This window comes from uncultured Croceicoccus sp. (assembly GCF_947496385.1).
In the GTDB taxonomy this organism is placed as follows: domain Bacteria; phylum Pseudomonadota; class Alphaproteobacteria; order Sphingomonadales; family Sphingomonadaceae; genus Croceicoccus.
Genome location: NZ_CANMCP010000013.1, coordinates 34,436 through 52,698 on the forward strand (window position 1 = coordinate 34,436; position 18,263 = coordinate 52,698).

Below are 18,263 nucleotides of genomic sequence, written 5' to 3' on the forward strand. Positions count from 1 at the left end.
CGAAGCCGTCAATCTTCCGTCTGGTATTCTTCCGGAATGTCGTAGGCAGCCGCTTTGTCGTAGGGCGGGATCGTAACCTCGCCGGTGGCCGCCCATTCGGTACCGCGGACAATGAGCGTCCTCACCCCGTCGAACATCAACGTATCCGGACCGTGGCCGAGCGTGATGGAAAATACGCGGCCCTTGCCATAATCCTGAACCCAGACCAGCGGGTTCGCCGCATTCATGCCATCCATCTTCGCGACGTTATCTGCCGAATAGGCTTCGTAATCGTATTTCGGGCCGGCCAATTCCGGTACGTAATTCTTCATATCGTCGAAACCGGTCGCCAGAACCGTGACGTTCGCGTCCGGCGCGAAACTCATGTTCGTGTACATGTCCTCCATGAAGGACCAGACATAGCGCCGTACGCCGCGCGTTATCGGGTGGTCGGCATCGGTCATCCGAACGCGAAAGCCGTCGGGCGGCGACCGTCGGCTCTGCCCCGGTACCATCGTGGCACCCAGCAAACGCTTGTACTCCGGAATGTCGAAACCCCAGGTGAAACTGGAATGGAAGGCGACGAGGCCGCCGCCCTGGTCGACGTAATCGTAAAGCGCCTGAAAAGCCTCGGGTGACCAGAGCTTCTGCTCCGCATCGGCGTAATTCCAGCGACTGGCATAGTTCAGGAAGACGACATCGTACTTCTGCAGCATTTCCAACGTGCCGAATTCGAAATCCTCGACCACCCGGACATCGAACCGGCCCGTGTCCTTCAAATGCGTGCGAAGGCGGTTGTTCACCCCTGTCCAGTCATGCTCGTACGTGTTCTCCCCCGATATGATCAGCACCTTGAGCAATTCGTCCTGCGGGGTGACCGGGGTGACCACGCGCTGGACGGTTTCGGGGGGTGCGTAGGGGACCGCTTCGACCGTGGTGGGTATGTCGGCGACCGGCACCTGCTGCGCCGCGGCAGGACACGCGATGGCGACGCTCGCCGCGATCGAGGCGAAAATAGCTGCTTTCATTCTGTCTCTCCCTTCAACGGATCGGTCCAGTCCGTCCGGCCCTTCCCGGTTTGCTCTTTTGTTCGATTGTCCATCGGCCAGAACAGGACCGTGATCGCCTGGATCGCCAGCATCGTCGCGGCGACCCCGTAATAGGCAAAGCGGATGTTCGCGCGCGCCTCATCCGTGACGCTCGCCGGATCGTATGACGCGAAAGCCAGGACATAAGCGGCGAGCGCGCTGCCGATGGCCATGCCGATTTTCGTCGAAACGCTGATGCCGGAGGACAGCAGCCCTTCGTAGCGGACGCCGTGCTTGGACTGATGATAATCGACGGATTCAGCCGCCATCGTGAAGATCGCCGTGATCGTGATCGACGTCGTGATGGAGAACAGGAAATACGGCAGCAGGAGCGGCGGGACGCCCATTCCCGCGATCTGCCAGTCGGTCGCGCTGTCCACCGACGCCATCGCCGCGAAAAGCGCGAGCGAGACCCCGATGGCTCCGACGCAGCCAGCCTTGATGCCCGTGCGCGCGAGGATCGGCGGCGCTATGAATGCCGCGATAAGCAGGCCGCCCGACACCATCGGAAGCATGACCGGGATCAGCCAGGGCTTCCCGACGACATCCTTGGCAAAGAATATGGTCAGACCCAGCATCGCTCCGAACCTGATGAAGTACAGCAGGCAGAAACAGAAGCAGACCAGCCACGCCCGGTTACGCACCATTTGCACGATGGCCGGCCATACCCGGAAATCGGACACCGACGCATTGTCCTCGAACCGTTCGCGGCAATTCAGGAACAGCATGGCCAGCGCGACGAGTGCGATCGCCCCGAACAGGATGGTCGTCCACGTGAAGCCCTGCTGAAGGTCATCGCCCCCAAAAAACGCGACGAGCGGCATTGTCGCGGCCGTGCCCAGAATGACCGAGATCGAAGTGCCGACGGAACGCGCACCACCAAGTTTCATCCGTTCCTTCGTGTCGAGGGTCATCATCGGCATTAGCGCGGTATACGGAATGGAACCCGCGCTCATCAGGATGCCGAGAAGCTTGAATGTCACGAATGCATAGGCGAGCTGCAACCCTTGCGAGACGTCCGGAACATGAAATACGGCAATGAAGATCGCCACGTAAGGTATTGCCGTAAAAAGGAAATAAGGCCTGGTGCGGCCCCACCGGGTCCGGGTCTTGTCCACCCAGATCCCGAAGAGCGGATCGATGACCGCATCGAGCAATCGCGCGACGAGGAAGATCGTCCCAACGGCCTCCGCCGGCAGCCGCACGACGTCGGTATAGTAGAACAGCAGGAACGCGCCCGCCATGTTGTACGCGAGGCTGTATCCCAGGTCGCCCCCGCCATAGCTGAAGCGTTCTAGAAAGCTGAGCTTGCGGCGAGGGGCGGTCGCCTCAACCATACATGGCCTCTCTCGCGGCGGCGATGGATTGGTCCATCGGCATGGTCGGCATGTATTCCAGGCCGAGCGGACCGCGATAGCCCAACTCCTCAAGGTCGGCGACAATCTGCTTCCAGTCGAGATCGCCTGTGCCGGGCTCGTTGCGTCCGGGGGTTCCGGCCACCTGCACATGCGCCACGAGGTGCATCCGTCCGGCCAGAACCTCCTTCGGGTCCTCACCCATCACGGCGCTGTGATGAACGTCGTAAATCAGCCTGAGATTGGGGCTGTCGACCGCCTCGATAATATCCAGCGCGAGTGGCGTGCTGACGAGGTACATCTGGGCGAAGAGCTGTGTATTCAATGGCTCCAGCACCAGCGTCACGCCGGCATCCTCCGCCATCTTTGCGGCCCGCTTCAGAACCGAGACGGCATTGGCGAAATGGTCTTCTTCCGAAACGCCCTCGACGCGAAAACCCGATGCGATGATCAGCGGCGGCGAGCCGACCTTGCGCGCTTCGGCAATGGTGTCGCTCACAGCCTGCAGCATTTCCTCGTGTTCGGCAGGATCGACGATCGACCGGCGCGGATCGACGCAGAACCCGGTCAGGGTGACGCCCGTCTCGTTGAGCGCATCGGCGACACCGGCCATGTCCTTGTCCCGCCAGAGGTGGAATTCGGCGTGATGCAACCCTGCATCCTTCACCGCGCGAATACGGTCGGGAAGACCGGAGCCGGCTTCGGTAAATTGCCATTCAATACATGCAGATAGGTTGGACATTTCATTCTACTCCGAAATGGTCGGCCACTTCGCCGCCGCGAAATCCATGGGTGAACGTGTCGTCTCGGTAAGGGAGCATGCCCGCATTCCAGCGCTCCCACCGGGTGCGCAGGTCATTGAAGCGATCGGGCATGCGCGCCTTCAGATTTGCGCGCTCCATCGGGTCGGCGACGATATCGAACAGGAATTCGTTGCCCGCGATCGAAAGATACTTGTGCCGCCCGAGGCGCACCGCCTTCTGGTCGAGGTGATTGTAGCGCCAGAACATCGGCCGCTCGTCGAACCCGCCGACCCTGAGATCCCGGCCGTCGGGCAAGCGATCCTGCGGGAAGCAGGCGCCGCCGGCCGCGGCGAGCATGGCCGACAGGTCCATGGTCATGTGCGGCGTATCCACCACCCGGCCGCCTCCAAAGACACCCGGCCAGTGAATGATCGTCGGCACGCGGATGCCGCCCTCGAGCAGCTCCGTCTTGCGCCCGGTAAACGGCCAGACATCGGAAAAGCGCTCTCCGCCATTGTCGCTGGAAAACACGATGATGGTTTCCCGATCCGTGGGGAGCGCGCCGACAGCCTCGACGACTGCGCCGACCTGTTCGTCCATGCGCCTGACCATCTCGGCATATGTCGCCATGTTGCCGCCGTCGAAATGGGCGAGCTTGCGGTAGCTTGGATCGGTCGTCAGCCGTTCGGCCTCCACCCTGTCGTCAGGCGTTTCCCAGGGCCAGTGCGGCGCCGAAAAATGCAGGCTCAGGAAGAACGGCGCGTCGCTGCTGCGCTGTGCATCCACGAATTGCGTGGCGCGCTGCCCCAGCAGACGCGTGAGATAGCCGTCCTCAGTGATTTCGTGGCCGTTCTCCCACAGCCCTTCGCCGCGCGCATCCTCGTGGCGCAGATAGTCAATACCGCCGCCGCGATAGCCCCAGAAATAATCGTATCCGCTTTTCAACGGGCCATAGTTCGGCAAATTGCCGAGATGCCACTTGCCGATCAGCGCCGTGCGGTAGCCCGCCTTCCGCAACAGGCCCGGCAGCGTGGGTTCATCCGGCGGCAGACCGGTGTCGCGCGGTCCGATCGGCTCTTCGAGGCCAGCATCCAGCCGATACTGATACCGCGCCGTCATCAGACCAAGCCGCGTGGCCGAACAGACAGGCGAGTTCGCATAGGAATGCGTGAACCGCACGCCCGCGGCGGCAAGCCGGTCGCAAAATGGCGTCACGTAATCCCGGCGACCGAAGCATGAGAGATCAGCATACCCCAGATCGTCTGCGAGGATGAAAACGATATTGGGTTGGCGTTTGTCCCCGCCCACCTCTCTTGCCGAAGCGATTCCCGGCAACAGGGACAGCGCCCCTGCTGCGAGCACCTGCCTTCGCGCGACGTTCATCGCAGGGCGGGCTCCCCGCCGGAAGGAGCGCGCCGCCCTATGCATCGCAATTCGTAGCCGACGCGCACGCCATGAGCGCGCGGGGGCGCCGGGGCGCGAAATTGAACCTACCGTCCGGCCGGGCCGCAACGAAACTGGCGTAGGCGGACGGTTGCGAAGCCCCTCGGTTCCGAGCGAGACCCCGCATGCTACGGTTTTCGAAGGCTGGCTCGTATTTGAGACCAAGCTCGGTCCGAGAAAAAGAGCCCTGGCTGCTCGACTGTTGATTGAAGATGTCGAGGAAATAGGAGCTCTTGATCCGCGAACGGATGCCGGCCGAAATGACCCCGCTGTTGCCGATGTCGGATTTTGGGTCGGAACCGGCGGCAATGGTGAGCCGGACAGAGCGCGGAAGCGTGTTTCGAGAAAGATCGGGCTGAACCACCGCCGGTACCGGGTCCCGATCCGCCAGACCATTATCGCCCGGAGTGACCTCGAACGTACCCTCGACCTCAAGACCGTAGATCGTCGCGTCACCGGCGTTGAAAATCTGCTGCCCGATAGCCGGGTTCGGCAGAAGGGCCGCCTGCAGGTCGGTGTAGTCATGGTGAAACCAGCGAAAATTCCCGATAGGCTGACCACGATCGACAACCGTCGATTTTGCACCCGCTTCATAAGCCGGTTTGGTCGCCGGTTCGTACGGCCCAACGCTGCCGAAACCTCCGGATTTGTAGCCGATCGATACCTTGCCGGAGACGAGGGCATCGGCATTGGGTGTGTAATTCATGCCGGCCAGCCAGGGCAGCTGTTCGTTGTCATGTTCCAGATTGACAATCGGCGACGGGGACGTCGTTGGCGCGACGGGACCGGCAATGAAACGCAATCCGTAGTTTCCAAAAATCCCTTCCCGACGCTCGATCGCGGAGCGGAGACCGCCCATGAGCGTCAGCTGATCACTTTGGATACATTCCGCCCGGCGAAAACCGGCGAAGCTGAGCGATTTGGTGGCAGGGGCGAATGCATTGATGAGGCTGGCGTTGGGCGCGATGAACGGGATGAGACTGCGAAGATTGTCGCCTTTCTCCTGATAGAAGAAGACGCCCGCCTGATAAGTGAATGCACTGTTGACGCCCCCGATCCGCAGTTCATGGCCCATCGTGTCGACCGTGTTGTCGAATTCGCGGGAAGCGTCGTCCGATAGCGCGAGATCGGTATCCTGATCCGTGAAGCGATAACCGCCGAGATCAGTGACTGTCGCTCCACTCCCATCGCATTCGATCTCCCCACGGACCGCATAGCTATCCCGCAGCTTCGGCGTCGGCGGAGTCTGCGGAAGTGGAATGCACTGGCAGTCCGGGATCAGCGGTGCAGCGTCCACGAAGCCGTTTTTTGTACAATCCGGCCCGGGTTCGCGGCCGGCAACATTGAAGCTGTGCGAAGCGAAAGCGGGGACGTAGCTCTCGTCGTGCCCATACTCGCGTGAAAGATCGAACGAAAGACCATCGGGCAGCAGCAGCGCAATGGTCGCCCTCACCCCCCGATTGTCGACGGTCCCACTATGAACCACGTCCGCCCCCTGCAGCGGCGCGGTTGGGTCGGAGGAAAAACCCGTCGCGCGTGTTGTACACCCCCGCGAGGCGCAACCCGCCAACCCTGCCAAAAGAAATATCGATGCTGGCTTCCAGGTTGCGGGAATGCCAAATGCAGTAGGTCGCGCTGATGGCCCCGCCGAAAGTCGTACCCGGCTTGCGCACGGCAACCCGGGAATGACTACCGTCTTGCGTGGTCGAAACGGGGGCGACACGGGTAAAATTGCGAAAGGCGGTGATGCCGGCATCTTCGACGGCTTGGGCACCCACCACATTGATCGCGATCGGCACGTGCTGCACGTTCTCGGCATGATCTCGCGCCGTAATAACGATGGCATTCGTGGGTTCGGGATCGACCGGCGCGGGCTCGCGCCGCGCAATCTGCGCATGGGCCGGCATGCAAAGCACGGCCAGCGCACTTGCGAAAAAAAGAACGGTTTTGTGATTCTGAAACTTCATCAGGATCCTCCCCGTACCCCCGGTTTTTCCGGTAAGCATAATAGAACTAAAGCTCTAGTTATAGTTGAGTGATTGTCAATGCCTGTCGCCGGACCGACGTAATCAATTGCGAATTGGCCAGCCATCGCGCCAGGCTGGCCGGCAGCAGGATCGGCCAGAACAGAGCCATAGGAAGCAAAATACGTCGGCTCGGAGGAATTGATCGCGAACCCCAAAGGTGCATTCCATCCATGTACGGCGCGCAAAGTCGCGACTGTCATCGCGCCGCTATCCTCGAAAATCAGGAAAGCTGCGGGACAGCCATCGAATGGGAGCCGCCCGTTCTCCCCGCAAATCTTTCGTCGCGTCGATCTTGTTCTTGATGAGGCCGGAGGCGCCGCCGTGATGGCTTGGTTACGCGGTCAGGATGCCATCGGCTTGGGGGACTGCCTCGACGAAGGCCAGTTCATCGTTGATCCGGTTTCGGGGCCAAGGCTTGTGATGGAGTTGCGGACATAAATGCTCACCGCCAAAGAGGCGGGTGCGCGCCATGCGATGTACATAGGTCCACGACCGACCTCATCAGCAGTTCGATAGACGAACCGGGCCGCTGTTTTCCGCCTATTGCGACAATACATGATCGTTGGCTTATCATCGAAGCTCAGCGCATGTCACGTTTCGCAAACAGGACCGATCGTATGACCCCTTGCGCGCAGATTCTCCTCCATCGGCCGTCCGGTGAGAGTGCCACAGAGGATCTTCCCACTTCCGCGGTTTTCGCAAGACTTCGCCTGCTCCACCACCGGTTCCGGCGAACCGTACAGGCACCATGTGCAGATCCACTTTTCCGTAAGAGCATCGGAAGTATGCTCCGTTCGCCTGCTGACCTCTTCGCCTTTCGCCCGGGAGGTCGAATCCTGCAAGGCGCGCAGGATGACCTCAAGTGCCGCACAAATCTGCTCGCCGGTCTGCTCGCTATCTATGCAACGGCAGGTGTCGGTAGTCGAGAAAGACGCCCGGTCCATCATTGCAGCAAATATGGAGCTCCGGCTACCGACCGGCCTATCACCTTTGACGTGATAGCCGGGCATCAAGATCGGCTCGAACACGCAATCATGCGCCTTTTTGCGTGCTATTCGACACTTTTCGATCAGTTGCCAATCATCCTCCCGCTGAATTGCGCGTGCCTTCGAGAAAACGGCACACTGCATCTTCCCGCACCTTGCGCGATTAAATTATAATTTCGGCTCGATACAAATTGGAATTGACGTTTCTATTCGCTTAATGCTTTCGGAAAAGATGCCAAGCGAAACAAACAGTGCTTTTCCTGCGGTTGAAAAACTTCTCGAGGAGGCCATCCGCCGAAAGCCGCGACAGGGGCGCTCACTTGCGTCTTTCGAACGCATGCTGGAAGCGACTCGAGAACTGATGCTCGAGCGCGGAAGCGAAGACTTCACGCTTCAGGATGTGAGCGATCGCGGAAACGTCTCGATCGGCTCGATCTATCTGCGGTTTGAAAGCAAGGACCACCTGCTCTACGCAGTCATCGGACAGGAACTTCAGACGGTCGTGGAAACCGAAGCGGCGATGGTGCAGTCGATCGCTGCGGAAAGTGGCAGTCTCAAGGAGTTTCTGACGAAATATCTGGAGGCCTATATTGCCTTCATGGCCGAGCATTCGGCGATCCTGCGGGCCATCATGCAGCGCGCGGCGATTGATCCGGTGGTATCCCCATGCGGGAAGGAAGCGTGTCATAAGGCGCTATCGGAAACGGCGGATGTCATTCTGTCCTATCGAAACGAAATCCAGGGCAACGACCCGCGCGAAAAAGCCGAAGCTGTCCTGCACATGGTCTTCGCATCGGTCGCCCGGCAATTTGGTCTGGGCGCCTCGATCGAAGCGGGTGATCCCAAGATCTGGAAGAAACTGCGCCCCCAGCTGTCCGACATGGCCTACGCCTACCTGACCTATAAGGATTGAACCGGTCCCGCGCCGGCGTCTCGAAAACCGGTTCAGGATCCCGGTCGGGTCCTTCACTCGCAAATTTTCGATCCCGGGGAAGAGGCTCGCCGAATTAGCGCACCGGCCAGGATGGTCGATGCGGCGTGAGGTACGAGATCGATACGCCACCGCCTGCGCAATCTGTGTATCGTCACTTTGCGGGGAAAAAGAAACGCTCAAAGCATAGCGCCACAGTTGCGAACCCCGACCGGCGGCGTCATGCCTATTCCATCGACCCTGGCGGCGTCAGCGGGCGAAAGGCAATCGACCAGGCCTTTCGCGCGCAAACGTAGCGCAACACGTCATAGTGTGCAGGCCAGGACAAGTTCTCGCCCGAGGCCACCGAGGGTTAGCCAGGCCCGAACGACGCTCGCGAGGTCCGGGTCCGACTTTGCCATTTGCAATGTTCGAACGATCCGGTTCGCTCCCTAGTCGTAGATCGGCCGCAACTCATTGTCGAGGTAATGGCGGGTGAGCGCCATCGATGCCAGCAAGTCGGGCGATCCGTCGTACTCGATCGACATCCAGCCCTTGAACTCGTGCTTCTTCAGCAGGCGATACAGGCCCTTCAGGTCCAGATTTCCAAGGCCCGGCTCCCAGAACCAGCGCTTGCCGTCATCCGTGATTTCGGGGTCCTGCGCATAGCGTACGCTATCGGGCTGCCCCGCCGATGCAGTGTCCTTGAGGTGGAACGTGCTGATGCGGTCGTGATAGTCGTCGTAGAACGTGCAAAGATCCTCGCCCATGATCGCGATCTGCGCCGTGTCGATGCAATAATGGACCAGCTTTGGATCGGTCGATTCAATCAGCTCCCGGTGGTTCGGCAGATTGATCGCGCAGAAGAATTCGTTGTGCAGGCCGATCTTGATCCCATGATCGGTCGCATATGCACCAATCTCGTTCATGACCTTGGCGCATTGCTGCACCTCCTCTCGCGAGAGAGGTCCAGTGCCGCAGTAATTCTGCGTCGGGCAGGTGTTCATGTACTGACCGCCGAACTTGGCGATCGTGTCCACGGCCTCGCGCCCGGAACGAATGGCCTCATCGTAATGCGCCGGATCGTGCGAGGCGTGCGCACCGTGAAACATGCCGATCACCTCGACCCCTCGCTCCTTCGTGAACGCGGCAAAATCTTCGGCCGATCCGAACAGCGGAACAAGATCCGCCAGGTCCCATGGCGCGATTTCGATCCCGTCGAAGCCCAACGCAGACTGATATTTCAGGATCGTGTCCCAATCCGAATAATAGGCCGTATTGGTCTTGTCTTCATAATAGAACTCACGGAAATTATTGATCTGCTTGTAGGGGATCGTCTTCCAGTGGCTCATATTTGCGTAGCGGATATTGGGCATCGCGGAATCTCCGTCCGTCTTATATCGACAATGTTTTGAGGAGGGCGCGGGTTCTCAGCAGGGCGCGGAACGGATCTCTCGTCTGGCGGGCGCTGCATATGACGGGCCCTTTGTAATCCATCCTGTCGAGCAAACCCGTGATCCCGGCCAGATCGACCGATCCCGTGCCCGGATCGCGGTAAACCTGCGTGGCCTGATCACTGGGAAACTCGGGATTCGGCGTTTTCCAGGTCTCGTCCTTGTCGACGAAATCGGTATCGGTGAGGTGCACGGTCCCGATCCGGGTAATGTTGCTTTCGATAAAGCGCGCGGGCGAAATCCCCGCTACGAAAAGGCTCGCCGTATCGACGTCCAGCTTGACGCTGTCTTGCAGGGCGTCGGCTATGGGAATGATGCGCTCGCCCCCGAACAGGCTCCAGTATTCGTTCCGCAGAACGAGCGTGACACCAAGCTCACCCGCCTTTTCCGCAAGCGTACCCAGCATCTTGATCGTGCGCTCGGCAAACTCATCCATCCTGTTGTCGATGTCGGGATGGTATTGCGCGACGCGCCCGTAATAGGCGGAGGGGCTGATGGCGAGATAGCGTGCGCCCATTTCGGCCGCATGGGAAAGCGCCTGGCTTCCGAAATGGCCCGTCGCGCCGAAGAAGAAGTCGATCTGGTCGTTGCGCATGAAGAGGTTGGGATCGAACGTGAGGCCGGTGACTGCCTCGATGCCGTTCTCTTTCAGGAAAGCGCGATAATTGGCCGCGTTTTCGTATTTTGCATTCACGCAATATTCGTTGAACGGCACACCGGTCCGCCCGCCGAATTGCCACACCGGTTCGTAAGGCATCTCGATCGTCGAGAACCCCGCTGCGGCGATCAACGGATAGAGTTCTTCCCAGAAATACCGGCTTTCATAGCGGTTCCGGTTGGGTTCCTGGTAATGACGATTGATCAGATCGAGGCTTATCGCGATCGCTTCGCTATTCATATCGGGGACAGGCTCCTCAGGCGGCCGCATCGAAAAACCGCAGCCTAGGTTCGTCCGCGCGGTTATCGAGCAATCGGGCCGGCAGGCGGCCGGCCGTAATGCTGATACCGATTACTGTTTTGGTCGGACGAACCCACTCAAATTAGAAGACCCAATCCAATACGGCACGGTCCATCTGCTGTCAATCTCGGCATGTCCGATCCCGCGAGGCCCGATGGTGCCCGGCATTCGTCGTTTGCGAACGAACGTATTTTTTATAATAGCGGTTCTAATTATGCCGAAGTGCGTTTACGTCGAGGCAACGACAGACAAGGTGGGCAAGGATGTTTCTGGGTTTAGATCTCGGCACCTCGGGGGTTAAAGCCGTCATCGTCGACGAAGACGGCAAAGCTGTTGCACAGGGTCTTGCTCCCCTGACCGCAAACAGTCCGTACACCGGATGGTCCGAACAGGACCCGTCCGCATGGTGGCACGCCGCGTGCGACGCCGTTTTGGCCATCGATCCCGAATTTCGCCGGGCTGTCCGGGCGATCGGGTTGAGCGGGCAGATGCACGGAGCGACGTTGATCGATGAAAATCATCGCGTGCTGCGCCCGGCAATCCTGTGGAACGACGGTCGGAGCGCCGCGATGTGCGCCCGCATCGAGCGTGAGGTACCCCAATCGCGAACGATAACCGGCAACATCGCCATGCCGGGTTTTACCGCACCGAAGATCGCCTGGGTGCGCGAGCACGAGCCCGATGTCTTCGCGCACATCCATAAAGTCCTGCTGCCGAAGGATTACCTGCGGTTGTGCATGACGGGGGCGATGGCCTCCGACATGTCGGACAGCTCCGGCACGTTGTGGCTCGATGTCGCGAAGCGTGCGTGGTCGGACGAGATGCTGGCCGCGACGGGGCTGACCCGGAAAAACATGCCCGACCTGTTCGAAGGCACCGCGCAAAGCGGCGTTCTGCTCGCCGACGTTGCATCGGCATGGGGCATGGATCGCGTACCCGTCGCGGGCGGCGCCGGCGACAATGCCGCGGGTGCCGTGGGTATTGGTGTCGTCGAAGACGGCGATGCGCTGCTTTCACTCGGCACGTCCGGTGTGACCTTTGTCGCGACCAGGGATTTTCGACCAAACCCGGACGGCGCCGTTCATGCCTTCTGCCACTGCCTCCCGGATCAGTGGCATCAGATGGCCGTGCACCTTTCGGCAGCGTCGTGCCTGGACTGGGCGGCCCGGTTGCTCAACATTGGCGGGCCGGCGGAACTCATCGCGCTGGCCGAAACGGTTACGCCGGGCGCCGGGCCCGAATTGTTCCTGCCCTTCCTGAATGGTGAGCGCACCCCGCACAATAACGAACGGTTGCGGGCCGGCTGGATCGGTTGCGACGGATCGACCACCCCTGCCCGTCTCGCGTCCGCCGTGCTGGAAGGCATCGCGTTTGCCCATGCCGACGGGCTGGCTGCCCTGCGCAATGCCGGAACCACGGTTGACCGGATGACGGTCATCGGAGGGGGATCGCGCTCGACGCACTGGGGCCGCATTCTGGCGACATCCCTGGATGTGACGCTGGATTATCTTCAGGACGGTGAACTTGGACCGTCGATGGGCGCGTCCCGGCTGGCCCGCATGTGCGTGACCGGGGAAAGCCCTGCGACCGTTTGCACCCGGCCTGCGCTCAACGCCACGATCGAGCCCGATGAGACTCTCCACTCCGCGCTTGGTCAAAAACTCTGGGAGTATCGCCGGATCGTCGGCGTCATGGATACCTTTTAGGAGCACATTATGTCTGCCAGCTATTTCAAAGACTTTGAAACCGTCCAGTTTGAAGGGCGCGATAGCACCAACCCCTTCGCCTATCGCTATTACGACAAGGACCGCGTCGTCCTTGGCAAGCGGATGGAAGACCACCTGCGCATGGCGGTTTGCGTGTGGCACACGTTCTGCTGGCCCGGCAGCGACGTATTCGGTGCAGGAACCTTCGACAGGCCATGGCACCGCGGCGCGAATGACGCCGATGCAGCGCGATCGAAGCGCGAAGCCGCGCTGGCCTTCGTGGAGAAGCTCGACCTGCCGTTCTATTGCTTTCACGACGTCGATGTCATGGCCGATGCGGACGGGATCGGCTCTTTCCGCAAAAGCTTCGCCGAAGCGGTCGACCATCTCGAGGAATTGCAGGCGAAGCACGGTCGCAAACTCCTGTGGGGTACGGCCAATCTGTTCAGCAATCCCCGCTACATGGCGGGCGGAGCAACCAACCCCGATCCCGAGGTCTATGCCTGGGCTGCCAGCCAGGTGCGCGACTGCTTGGAGGCCACGCATCGCCTGGGCGGCGCGAACTATGTCCTTTGGGGTGGGCGCGAAGGGTACGAGACCATTCTCAACACCGAGATCGGCATCGAACTCGACAATTTCGGCCGCTTTCTCAACCTCGTCGTGGATCACAAGCATCGCATCGGCTTTGAAGGAACGATCCTGATCGAGCCCAAGCCGCACGAACCGACCAAGCATCAGTACGATTTCGATACCCAAAGCGTCTTTGCGTTCCTTCAGCGTTACGGCCTGGAGAACGAGGTCAAAGTGAACATCGAGGCTAACCATGCGACGCTGGGCGGGCATAGTTTCGAGCACGAGCTGGCGATGGCGCGGACGTTCGGGATCCTCGGGTCGGTCGATGCGAACCGCGGCGATTATCAAAATGGCTGGGATACCGACCAATTCCCCAACTCGGTGGAGGAATGGACTCTGGCCATGCTGGAAGTCCTGCGCGCCGGAGGTTTCACGGATGGCGGATTCAATTTTGACGCCAAGATCCGCCGCCAGTCCATCGATGCCGAAGACCTGTTTCATGGCCATATCGGCGGCGTCGATACGATCGCGCGCGGATTGCTTCGCGCGGCGGAACTGATCGAGGACGGTACGCTGGAAGACTTCCGCCGGGACCGGTACGGCGACTGGTCGGGACGTCTTGGGACCATGATCCATGGCACGGGCACCTCGCTCGCCGATATCGCCGATTACGCGGTAGAGCATGATCTCGACCCACAGCGCCGCTCCGGACGACAGGAATGGTGCGAAAATATCGTGGCAAGAACCCGTAGCTGACCCTCACGGCGATCTGACTTTGGCGGCATCGGCGTTTTTGCGCGCCGATGCCCGGCCACCCCCCGCTGCCACCGGCATCGTCGACTTCGAATGGTGAGCAGCGGTTGCTGAACCCAAGTTACCCTGCGGTCAGTCGAAGCCTTTTTCGATGATCACCTCGGCGATTTTCGCGCGGCTGATCTTTATGAACTCGCTCGCGTCGTCGACGGACGGTATCGCGGTGTCGAACCGCGTCGCGAGTTCGAAGATGGCCCGGATATCCTCGCGGTGATGGCTGATGGAGTGGAATATCCGGTCCATCTGCGCCGAAAGATTGCGGTAGATCAGTTCGAGTGGCGGGTTACGCGTGGCCTCCGCAAGCAGATCGAAGCGTTGCCGCGACATGCTGATCCAGCTTTCCGGATCGAGCTTCGTCTTCCGGACCGCCCGCGCATGTTCGTTATGGATCGCGTTGAGAGCCTCGATCTGCTCTGGCGTCGCCCTTTCGTGGGCCAGTCGTATGAGCAACGGGGATACGGCGCTCCACACGGTAAAGAAATCATCCACCGATTTCAGTGTCAGCCCGGCGACGCGATAACCGCGGCGGGGGATCGTTTCGACGAGCCCATCGTGGTTCAGCCGGTCCAGCGCTTCCCGCACGGGCATCGCCCCGAAACCGATCTCCGCTGATATCTCACGCTCGGTAAAGGGCATGCGGGGCGGCATTTTCAGCGTCACGATCCGCTCCCGCAGAAGCGCATAGGCCTGATCGGCGAGCGTCTGCTTTCGTTTAGTGCCCTCTGCCATGCAGCAACTCCAGGTCGGCCCGTTATCGAAGCGATCGCCGTTACCGTCGATAAATACCGGCGAGATTGCAACCCTTGACCAGGAATAATGCGCGTGTATTGGTGATATATCACGAGATGGCGATGCGGGGATTGCCTCGACAGCATCGGCATGAATTTTGGGAAGGAAGCGAAATGTCGAGATCTGACAAGATCCTTGTTGTCGGTGCGGGTATTGGTGGGCTTTGCGCAGCCGTAGCGCTGGTTCAGAACGGCGCCGAGGTCGATGTCATCGATATCAAGCCCGACAACTCGGTGGCCGGCGTGGGCTGGGGCCTGCGGACCAATGGGCTTCGCGCCCTGCGCCAGATCGGGCTGCTCGAAGAGACGCTTGCCATGGGCTTCCCGACGCCCCCTCTGACCTATTACGATAGGAACGGAGACCATGTCGTCGACATTTCCTATGGGCGGAAAGTCGATGGCATGCCGAACAACGTCCAGCTGCCGCGCCTGGAATTCCTCGAAATGGCGAGCGCCCGCGCGATCGAGCTGGGATGCAATATCATGATGGGCACGACGGCGGTCGACATCCAGCAGGATGACGATGGCGTCACGGTGGAGCTCAGCAACGGATCCACGCGTCGCTACGACCTCGTGATCGGCTTCGACGGTATCAATTCCCAGATCCGCGGGCACCTGTTCGGGGACAAGTACGTCCCTACTCCCAGCGGCGGCGTCGCCTGGCGGGCCGCGGTGCCCGCGCCGGAATCTCTCGACGGTGCGCTATTCTGTCACGGTTTCGGCGGGAAAGTCGGCTTCGTACCGCTGGTCGGCGGCATGATGTACGTGATCGTCACCCATTTCGAGCCCGGTCGCCCGCGCCACGATCCCGCCGCATTTGCCACGCTGATGCATGAAAGAGCGCGGCAGATGATGGGCGATTCCGATTTCATGGCGGAGGCGATCGACTCCCTGCAACATGCGACCAACGTGGCTTACACGCCTCTCGATACGGTCATGGTTCCCTATCCCTGGTACCGGGGCCGGGTCATGATCATGGGCGATGCCGCGCATGCCACGACGCCCTATCTCGGATCGGGCGCCGCCATGGCCATCGAAGACGGGGTGGTCTTTGCCGAACTCCTTCGCTCCGACGATTCGCTCTACGATATCCAGACCAAATTCATGGCAAGGCGGTACCCCCGCGTGAAAACCGTGTGGGATTGGTCGTTGAAGATGATGCACGAGGAATTCGATTCCGAGACGCCCGAAGCGCTCGATCGACGCCTGGACTATCTGGTGAACGAAGAGCCGGCAGCAATCGATTATATCAACCGCGTTTTGGAAAGTGATTACTGATGACTTCGAACCCCATTGCAAAGCTGTCCGTCGATGCAGGGCGATCGACCGGCGACATGCGCAAGCTTCACGGCACGTCGGGCATTCCCGCGCCGGCTCCGGGCACGGAGAGCGTCCCCGACATTCGGGACGTGTGGAAGGACGCGCAGGTAACGCTCGTCCGGTCATACGATTGGGTTTCGAGGCTGGATACGGTCGACAATCCCAAGAGCCTGTTTCCCGACTGGTCTGCCGATCCCAGCGATCCGGCAAGCTACAACTTCGCGGCAACAGACACGTGGGTGCGTCAGACGCGCTCGCTGGGCGCGGACATCCTTTTCACGATTGCCAGCGAGATCCCGTTCAACAAGAAGCCGGTCGCCGATCTGGAAAAATATGAGCAGGTCGTCGAGCATATCGTCCGCCACTACGTATGCGGATGGGGCGACGGGTTCGAAAAGGCCGTCAGGCATTGGGAATTCGGGGATCAGCCCGATTTCGGCACCCTGCACTTCTCCGGCACGCCCGATCAATTCTACCAGATGTATGCGGCCGCTGCGCGCGCGGTAAAGCGCGTCGACAAGGATATGAAGGTCGGCGGCCCTTGCGTCGCCTTCCCCTTGAATGAAGGCCCGTTCCGCGAAGGATTCCTGGATTTCATCAAGGACCATTCGCTGCCTTTGGATTTCCTTTCCTGGATGTGGTACGGCGACAACTCCCGCGACCCGCTCGACTTCCGGACGGTTGCTGCGGAGGTGCGAGCGGTCGCCGACAAGCACGGTTTCAGCGATGCCGAACTGCTCCTGTCATACTGGAGCATGACGGGCATCCCGACCGCCAAGTTCGAAGATGCCGACAACGCCGCCTTCATCGCGGCCGGGGCGGTCTATATGCAGGATTCGGACGTCGACAAGGCGATCTTCTTCCGTGCCGATACCGGCGCCGATTTCCATTATAACTTCACCGACCCCGCCGGGATCTTCGAAGCCGATGGCAGCCAGAACGCGAGGACGGGTGCCTTCCGCTTCGTCGGACGAACACTGGCCACGGCGGACCGCCTCGCCGCAACCGGTGGAGACGAGAACGGCTTCGCAGTGCTGGCCGGCCGCACCGCGAACAGCGATGCCGTTCGCATTCTGATCTCCAATTATGCCATACCGGAAGAGTACCTGAAGGCACGGGATCGTGATGTTTTCAAATTTCAGGTACCGATCGGCACGCATAAGGAGGACATGTCCCTGAACGTTCCTCCCCGCCGGGTTGACGCAAAAAGTGCCGCATATTCGGGCTATGAACTCGAAGTCAGCGACCTGCCCTGGGGCGATGGCCCGTACCAGGTGGCTCGATATCGAGCGGACCGCAATCACCACGGCGAACTGCTAGGATCTGAGCAGGGTGAAGGTGCATCCGTCACCATTCAGGGTGAGCTGCCCGGTTCCGCAGTGGAGCTTGTCGAAATAACACCATTGCAGTCCTGAGTTTAAGGTTAGAAAACCGCCACGCCACGAAACGCGAATATAGCCATTTGCGTTTCGTGGTCAGGCTTGTGAGCGGTTGATACGCGCGCTATGGTCGCTCCTTAATCTGTTCGTTCGGCTGGCTTTACGGGGAGCTTTCTGCCGCGCGCAAACTGCGGTTCGTTTTGCCGGGTGCGCCCATCCCCCGCCGTTGTTCCGGCCACGAGCTTTTGCCACCCGGTCAGGGCAACGGAACGGCGCGTGTTGTCAGTTTGCCGGTCGACAAGACCCAAGTTCGAGTGTGCCCCGCCGGACTTCTCTAGCGACTCCACTTGCCGGAAGCGCAGCATCGTTCGGACTCCTCGTCGAAACGCCAGAGATAAATTCTGGGCACGCAAATCCCCTACCCTGCGCTCCGCAATTTGCGAAGGGTACGATCCTTCTGACAATTCCGAGGGCCGTTCTTTTGGTCGGAGAGCGAAGTTTCAATCCAACAAGCCATCCGTGTTAATCTCGCTGCCGCTCTGGATCGGGCGATGATACGGAATGAAGCTTTCAGCATTTCTTAGCGAGCGAAAAGAGAAGATACGCGGCAAGCCCAAGCTAAGCTGAGCTCAGGAGCGCCATTCTCGGAGATTTTGGCCATGTTTAGGCCTCGTGGACAAAGGGTATCCACAGTTTGACTGAAGCGAGCGCGACGAAGCCGAGGTAGGACTCCTTGGTTTT

At 60.2% G+C, this 18,263-nt stretch carries 15 protein-coding genes; 5 read left to right on the forward strand and 10 right to left on the reverse strand.

Annotated features, from left to right (window positions below; genetic code table 11):
- Positions 1–8: 8 nt before the first annotated feature.
- The 7 genes from Q0897_RS14420 to Q0897_RS14450 form a co-directional block, all read right to left on the reverse strand.
- Complete coding sequence (locus Q0897_RS14420; RefSeq protein ID WP_299310095.1) at positions 9–1,007, reverse strand: ThuA domain-containing protein; 999 nt, start codon at positions 1,005–1,007, stop codon at positions 9–11.
- Entirely contained in the window at positions 1,004–2,404 is a 1,401-nt protein-coding gene (locus Q0897_RS14425; RefSeq protein WP_299310096.1) for an MFS transporter, read from the reverse strand. The genes Q0897_RS14420 and Q0897_RS14425 overlap by 4 nt, the downstream gene beginning before the upstream one ends.
- Complete coding sequence (locus Q0897_RS14430; protein ID WP_299310097.1) at positions 2,397–3,164, reverse strand: TIM barrel protein; 768 nt, start codon at positions 3,162–3,164, stop codon at positions 2,397–2,399. Before Q0897_RS14430 ends, Q0897_RS14425 begins: the two co-directional genes overlap by 8 nt.
- A 1-nt stretch (position 3,165) precedes the next feature.
- Positions 3,166–4,548 carry a sulfatase-like hydrolase/transferase gene (locus tag Q0897_RS14435; protein ID WP_299310098.1) on the reverse strand — a complete coding sequence of 461 codons (1,383 nt, stop codon included), beginning with the start codon at positions 4,546–4,548 and terminating at the stop codon, positions 3,166–3,168.
- A 37-nt stretch (positions 4,549–4,585) separates the two neighbouring features.
- Complete coding sequence (locus tag Q0897_RS14440; RefSeq protein ID WP_299310099.1) at positions 4,586–6,061, reverse strand: TonB-dependent receptor; 1,476 nt, start codon at positions 6,059–6,061, stop codon at positions 4,586–4,588.
- Between the two features lie 22 nt (positions 6,062–6,083).
- The gene (locus tag Q0897_RS14445) at positions 6,084–6,575 is read right to left on the reverse strand and encodes a hypothetical protein (protein ID WP_299310100.1); all 492 of its coding nucleotides are present in this window, start codon (positions 6,573–6,575) and stop codon (positions 6,084–6,086) included.
- Between the two features lie 650 nt (positions 6,576–7,225).
- A complete protein-coding gene (locus Q0897_RS14450; RefSeq protein WP_299310101.1) occupies positions 7,226–7,765 on the reverse strand; it encodes a hypothetical protein in 540 nt (179 codons plus the stop codon).
- Positions 7,766–7,853: 88 nt separating this feature from the next.
- On the opposite strand from Q0897_RS14450, the gene Q0897_RS14455 reads away from it, so the two are divergent.
- Positions 7,854–8,534 carry a TetR/AcrR family transcriptional regulator gene (locus Q0897_RS14455; RefSeq protein WP_299310102.1) on the forward strand — a complete coding sequence of 227 codons (681 nt, stop codon included), beginning with the start codon at positions 7,854–7,856 and terminating at the stop codon, positions 8,532–8,534.
- A gap of 449 nt (positions 8,535–8,983) precedes the next feature.
- Here the strand turns inward: Q0897_RS14455 and Q0897_RS14460 are convergent, their stop codons facing one another.
- The gene (locus Q0897_RS14460; RefSeq protein ID WP_299310103.1) at positions 8,984–9,907 is read right to left on the reverse strand and encodes a sugar phosphate isomerase/epimerase; all 924 of its coding nucleotides are present in this window, start codon (positions 9,905–9,907) and stop codon (positions 8,984–8,986) included.
- A 19-nt stretch (positions 9,908–9,926) separates the two neighbouring features.
- Entirely contained in the window at positions 9,927–10,883 is a 957-nt protein-coding gene (locus Q0897_RS14465; RefSeq protein WP_299310104.1) for a sugar phosphate isomerase/epimerase, read from the reverse strand.
- Positions 10,884–11,206: 323 nt separating this feature from the next.
- Between Q0897_RS14465 and xylB the strand changes: the two genes are divergently transcribed.
- Together xylB and xylA are read left to right on the forward strand one after the other, a co-directional pair.
- Positions 11,207–12,649 carry a xylulokinase gene (gene xylB / locus Q0897_RS14470; RefSeq protein ID WP_299310105.1) on the forward strand — a complete coding sequence of 481 codons (1,443 nt, stop codon included), beginning with the start codon at positions 11,207–11,209 and terminating at the stop codon, positions 12,647–12,649.
- 9 nt (positions 12,650–12,658) lie between these two features.
- A complete protein-coding gene (xylA, locus tag Q0897_RS14475; RefSeq protein ID WP_299310106.1) occupies positions 12,659–13,978 on the forward strand; it encodes a xylose isomerase in 1,320 nt (439 codons plus the stop codon).
- Positions 13,979–14,107: 129 nt separating this feature from the next.
- Here xylA and Q0897_RS14480 read toward each other — a convergent pair whose 3' ends face one another.
- On the reverse strand, positions 14,108–14,764 hold the full coding sequence (locus Q0897_RS14480) for a GntR family transcriptional regulator (RefSeq protein WP_299310107.1): 657 nt from the start codon (positions 14,762–14,764) through the stop codon (positions 14,108–14,110).
- A 173-nt stretch (positions 14,765–14,937) separates the two neighbouring features.
- Between Q0897_RS14480 and Q0897_RS14485 the strand changes: the two genes are divergently transcribed.
- The gene (locus Q0897_RS14485; RefSeq protein ID WP_299310108.1) at positions 14,938–16,101 is read left to right on the forward strand and encodes an FAD-dependent monooxygenase; all 1,164 of its coding nucleotides are present in this window, start codon (positions 14,938–14,940) and stop codon (positions 16,099–16,101) included.
- Positions 16,101–17,558: a hypothetical protein gene (locus Q0897_RS14490; protein WP_299310109.1), complete on the forward strand. Its 1,458-nt coding sequence runs from the start codon at positions 16,101–16,103 to the stop codon at positions 17,556–17,558. The genes Q0897_RS14485 and Q0897_RS14490 overlap by 1 nt, the downstream gene beginning before the upstream one ends.
- Positions 17,559–18,263 lie beyond the last annotated feature (705 nt).

Excerpts from the sequence above, each read along its gene's own strand:
- Q0897_RS14420 (WP_299310095.1), bottom strand. The coding sequence starts at position 1,007 with ATGAAAGCAGCTATTTTCGCCTCGATCGCGGCGAGCGTCGCCATCGCG.
- Q0897_RS14425 (WP_299310096.1), bottom strand. The coding sequence starts at position 2,404 with ATGGTTGAGGCGACCGCCCCTCGCCGCAAGCTCAGCTTTCTAGAACGC.
- Q0897_RS14430 (WP_299310097.1), bottom strand. The coding sequence starts at position 3,164 with ATGTCCAACCTATCTGCATGTATTGAATGGCAATTTACCGAAGCCGGC.
- Q0897_RS14435 (WP_299310098.1), bottom strand. The coding sequence starts at position 4,548 with ATGAACGTCGCGCGAAGGCAGGTGCTCGCAGCAGGGGCGCTGTCCCTG.
- Q0897_RS14445 (WP_299310100.1), bottom strand. The coding sequence starts at position 6,575 with ATGAAGTTTCAGAATCACAAAACCGTTCTTTTTTTCGCAAGTGCGCTG.
- Q0897_RS14450 (WP_299310101.1), bottom strand. The coding sequence starts at position 7,765 with ATGCAGTGTGCCGTTTTCTCGAAGGCACGCGCAATTCAGCGGGAGGAT.
- Q0897_RS14455 (WP_299310102.1), top strand. The coding sequence starts at position 7,854 with ATGCCAAGCGAAACAAACAGTGCTTTTCCTGCGGTTGAAAAACTTCTC.
- Q0897_RS14460 (WP_299310103.1), bottom strand. The coding sequence starts at position 9,907 with ATGCCCAATATCCGCTACGCAAATATGAGCCACTGGAAGACGATCCCC.
- Q0897_RS14465 (WP_299310104.1), bottom strand. The coding sequence starts at position 10,883 with ATGAATAGCGAAGCGATCGCGATAAGCCTCGATCTGATCAATCGTCAT.
- xylB (WP_299310105.1), top strand. The coding sequence starts at position 11,207 with ATGTTTCTGGGTTTAGATCTCGGCACCTCGGGGGTTAAAGCCGTCATC.
- xylA (WP_299310106.1), top strand. The coding sequence starts at position 12,659 with ATGTCTGCCAGCTATTTCAAAGACTTTGAAACCGTCCAGTTTGAAGGG.
- Q0897_RS14480 (WP_299310107.1), bottom strand. The coding sequence starts at position 14,764 with ATGGCAGAGGGCACTAAACGAAAGCAGACGCTCGCCGATCAGGCCTAT.
- Q0897_RS14485 (WP_299310108.1), top strand. The coding sequence starts at position 14,938 with ATGTCGAGATCTGACAAGATCCTTGTTGTCGGTGCGGGTATTGGTGGG.
- Q0897_RS14490 (WP_299310109.1), top strand. The coding sequence starts at position 16,101 with ATGACTTCGAACCCCATTGCAAAGCTGTCCGTCGATGCAGGGCGATCG.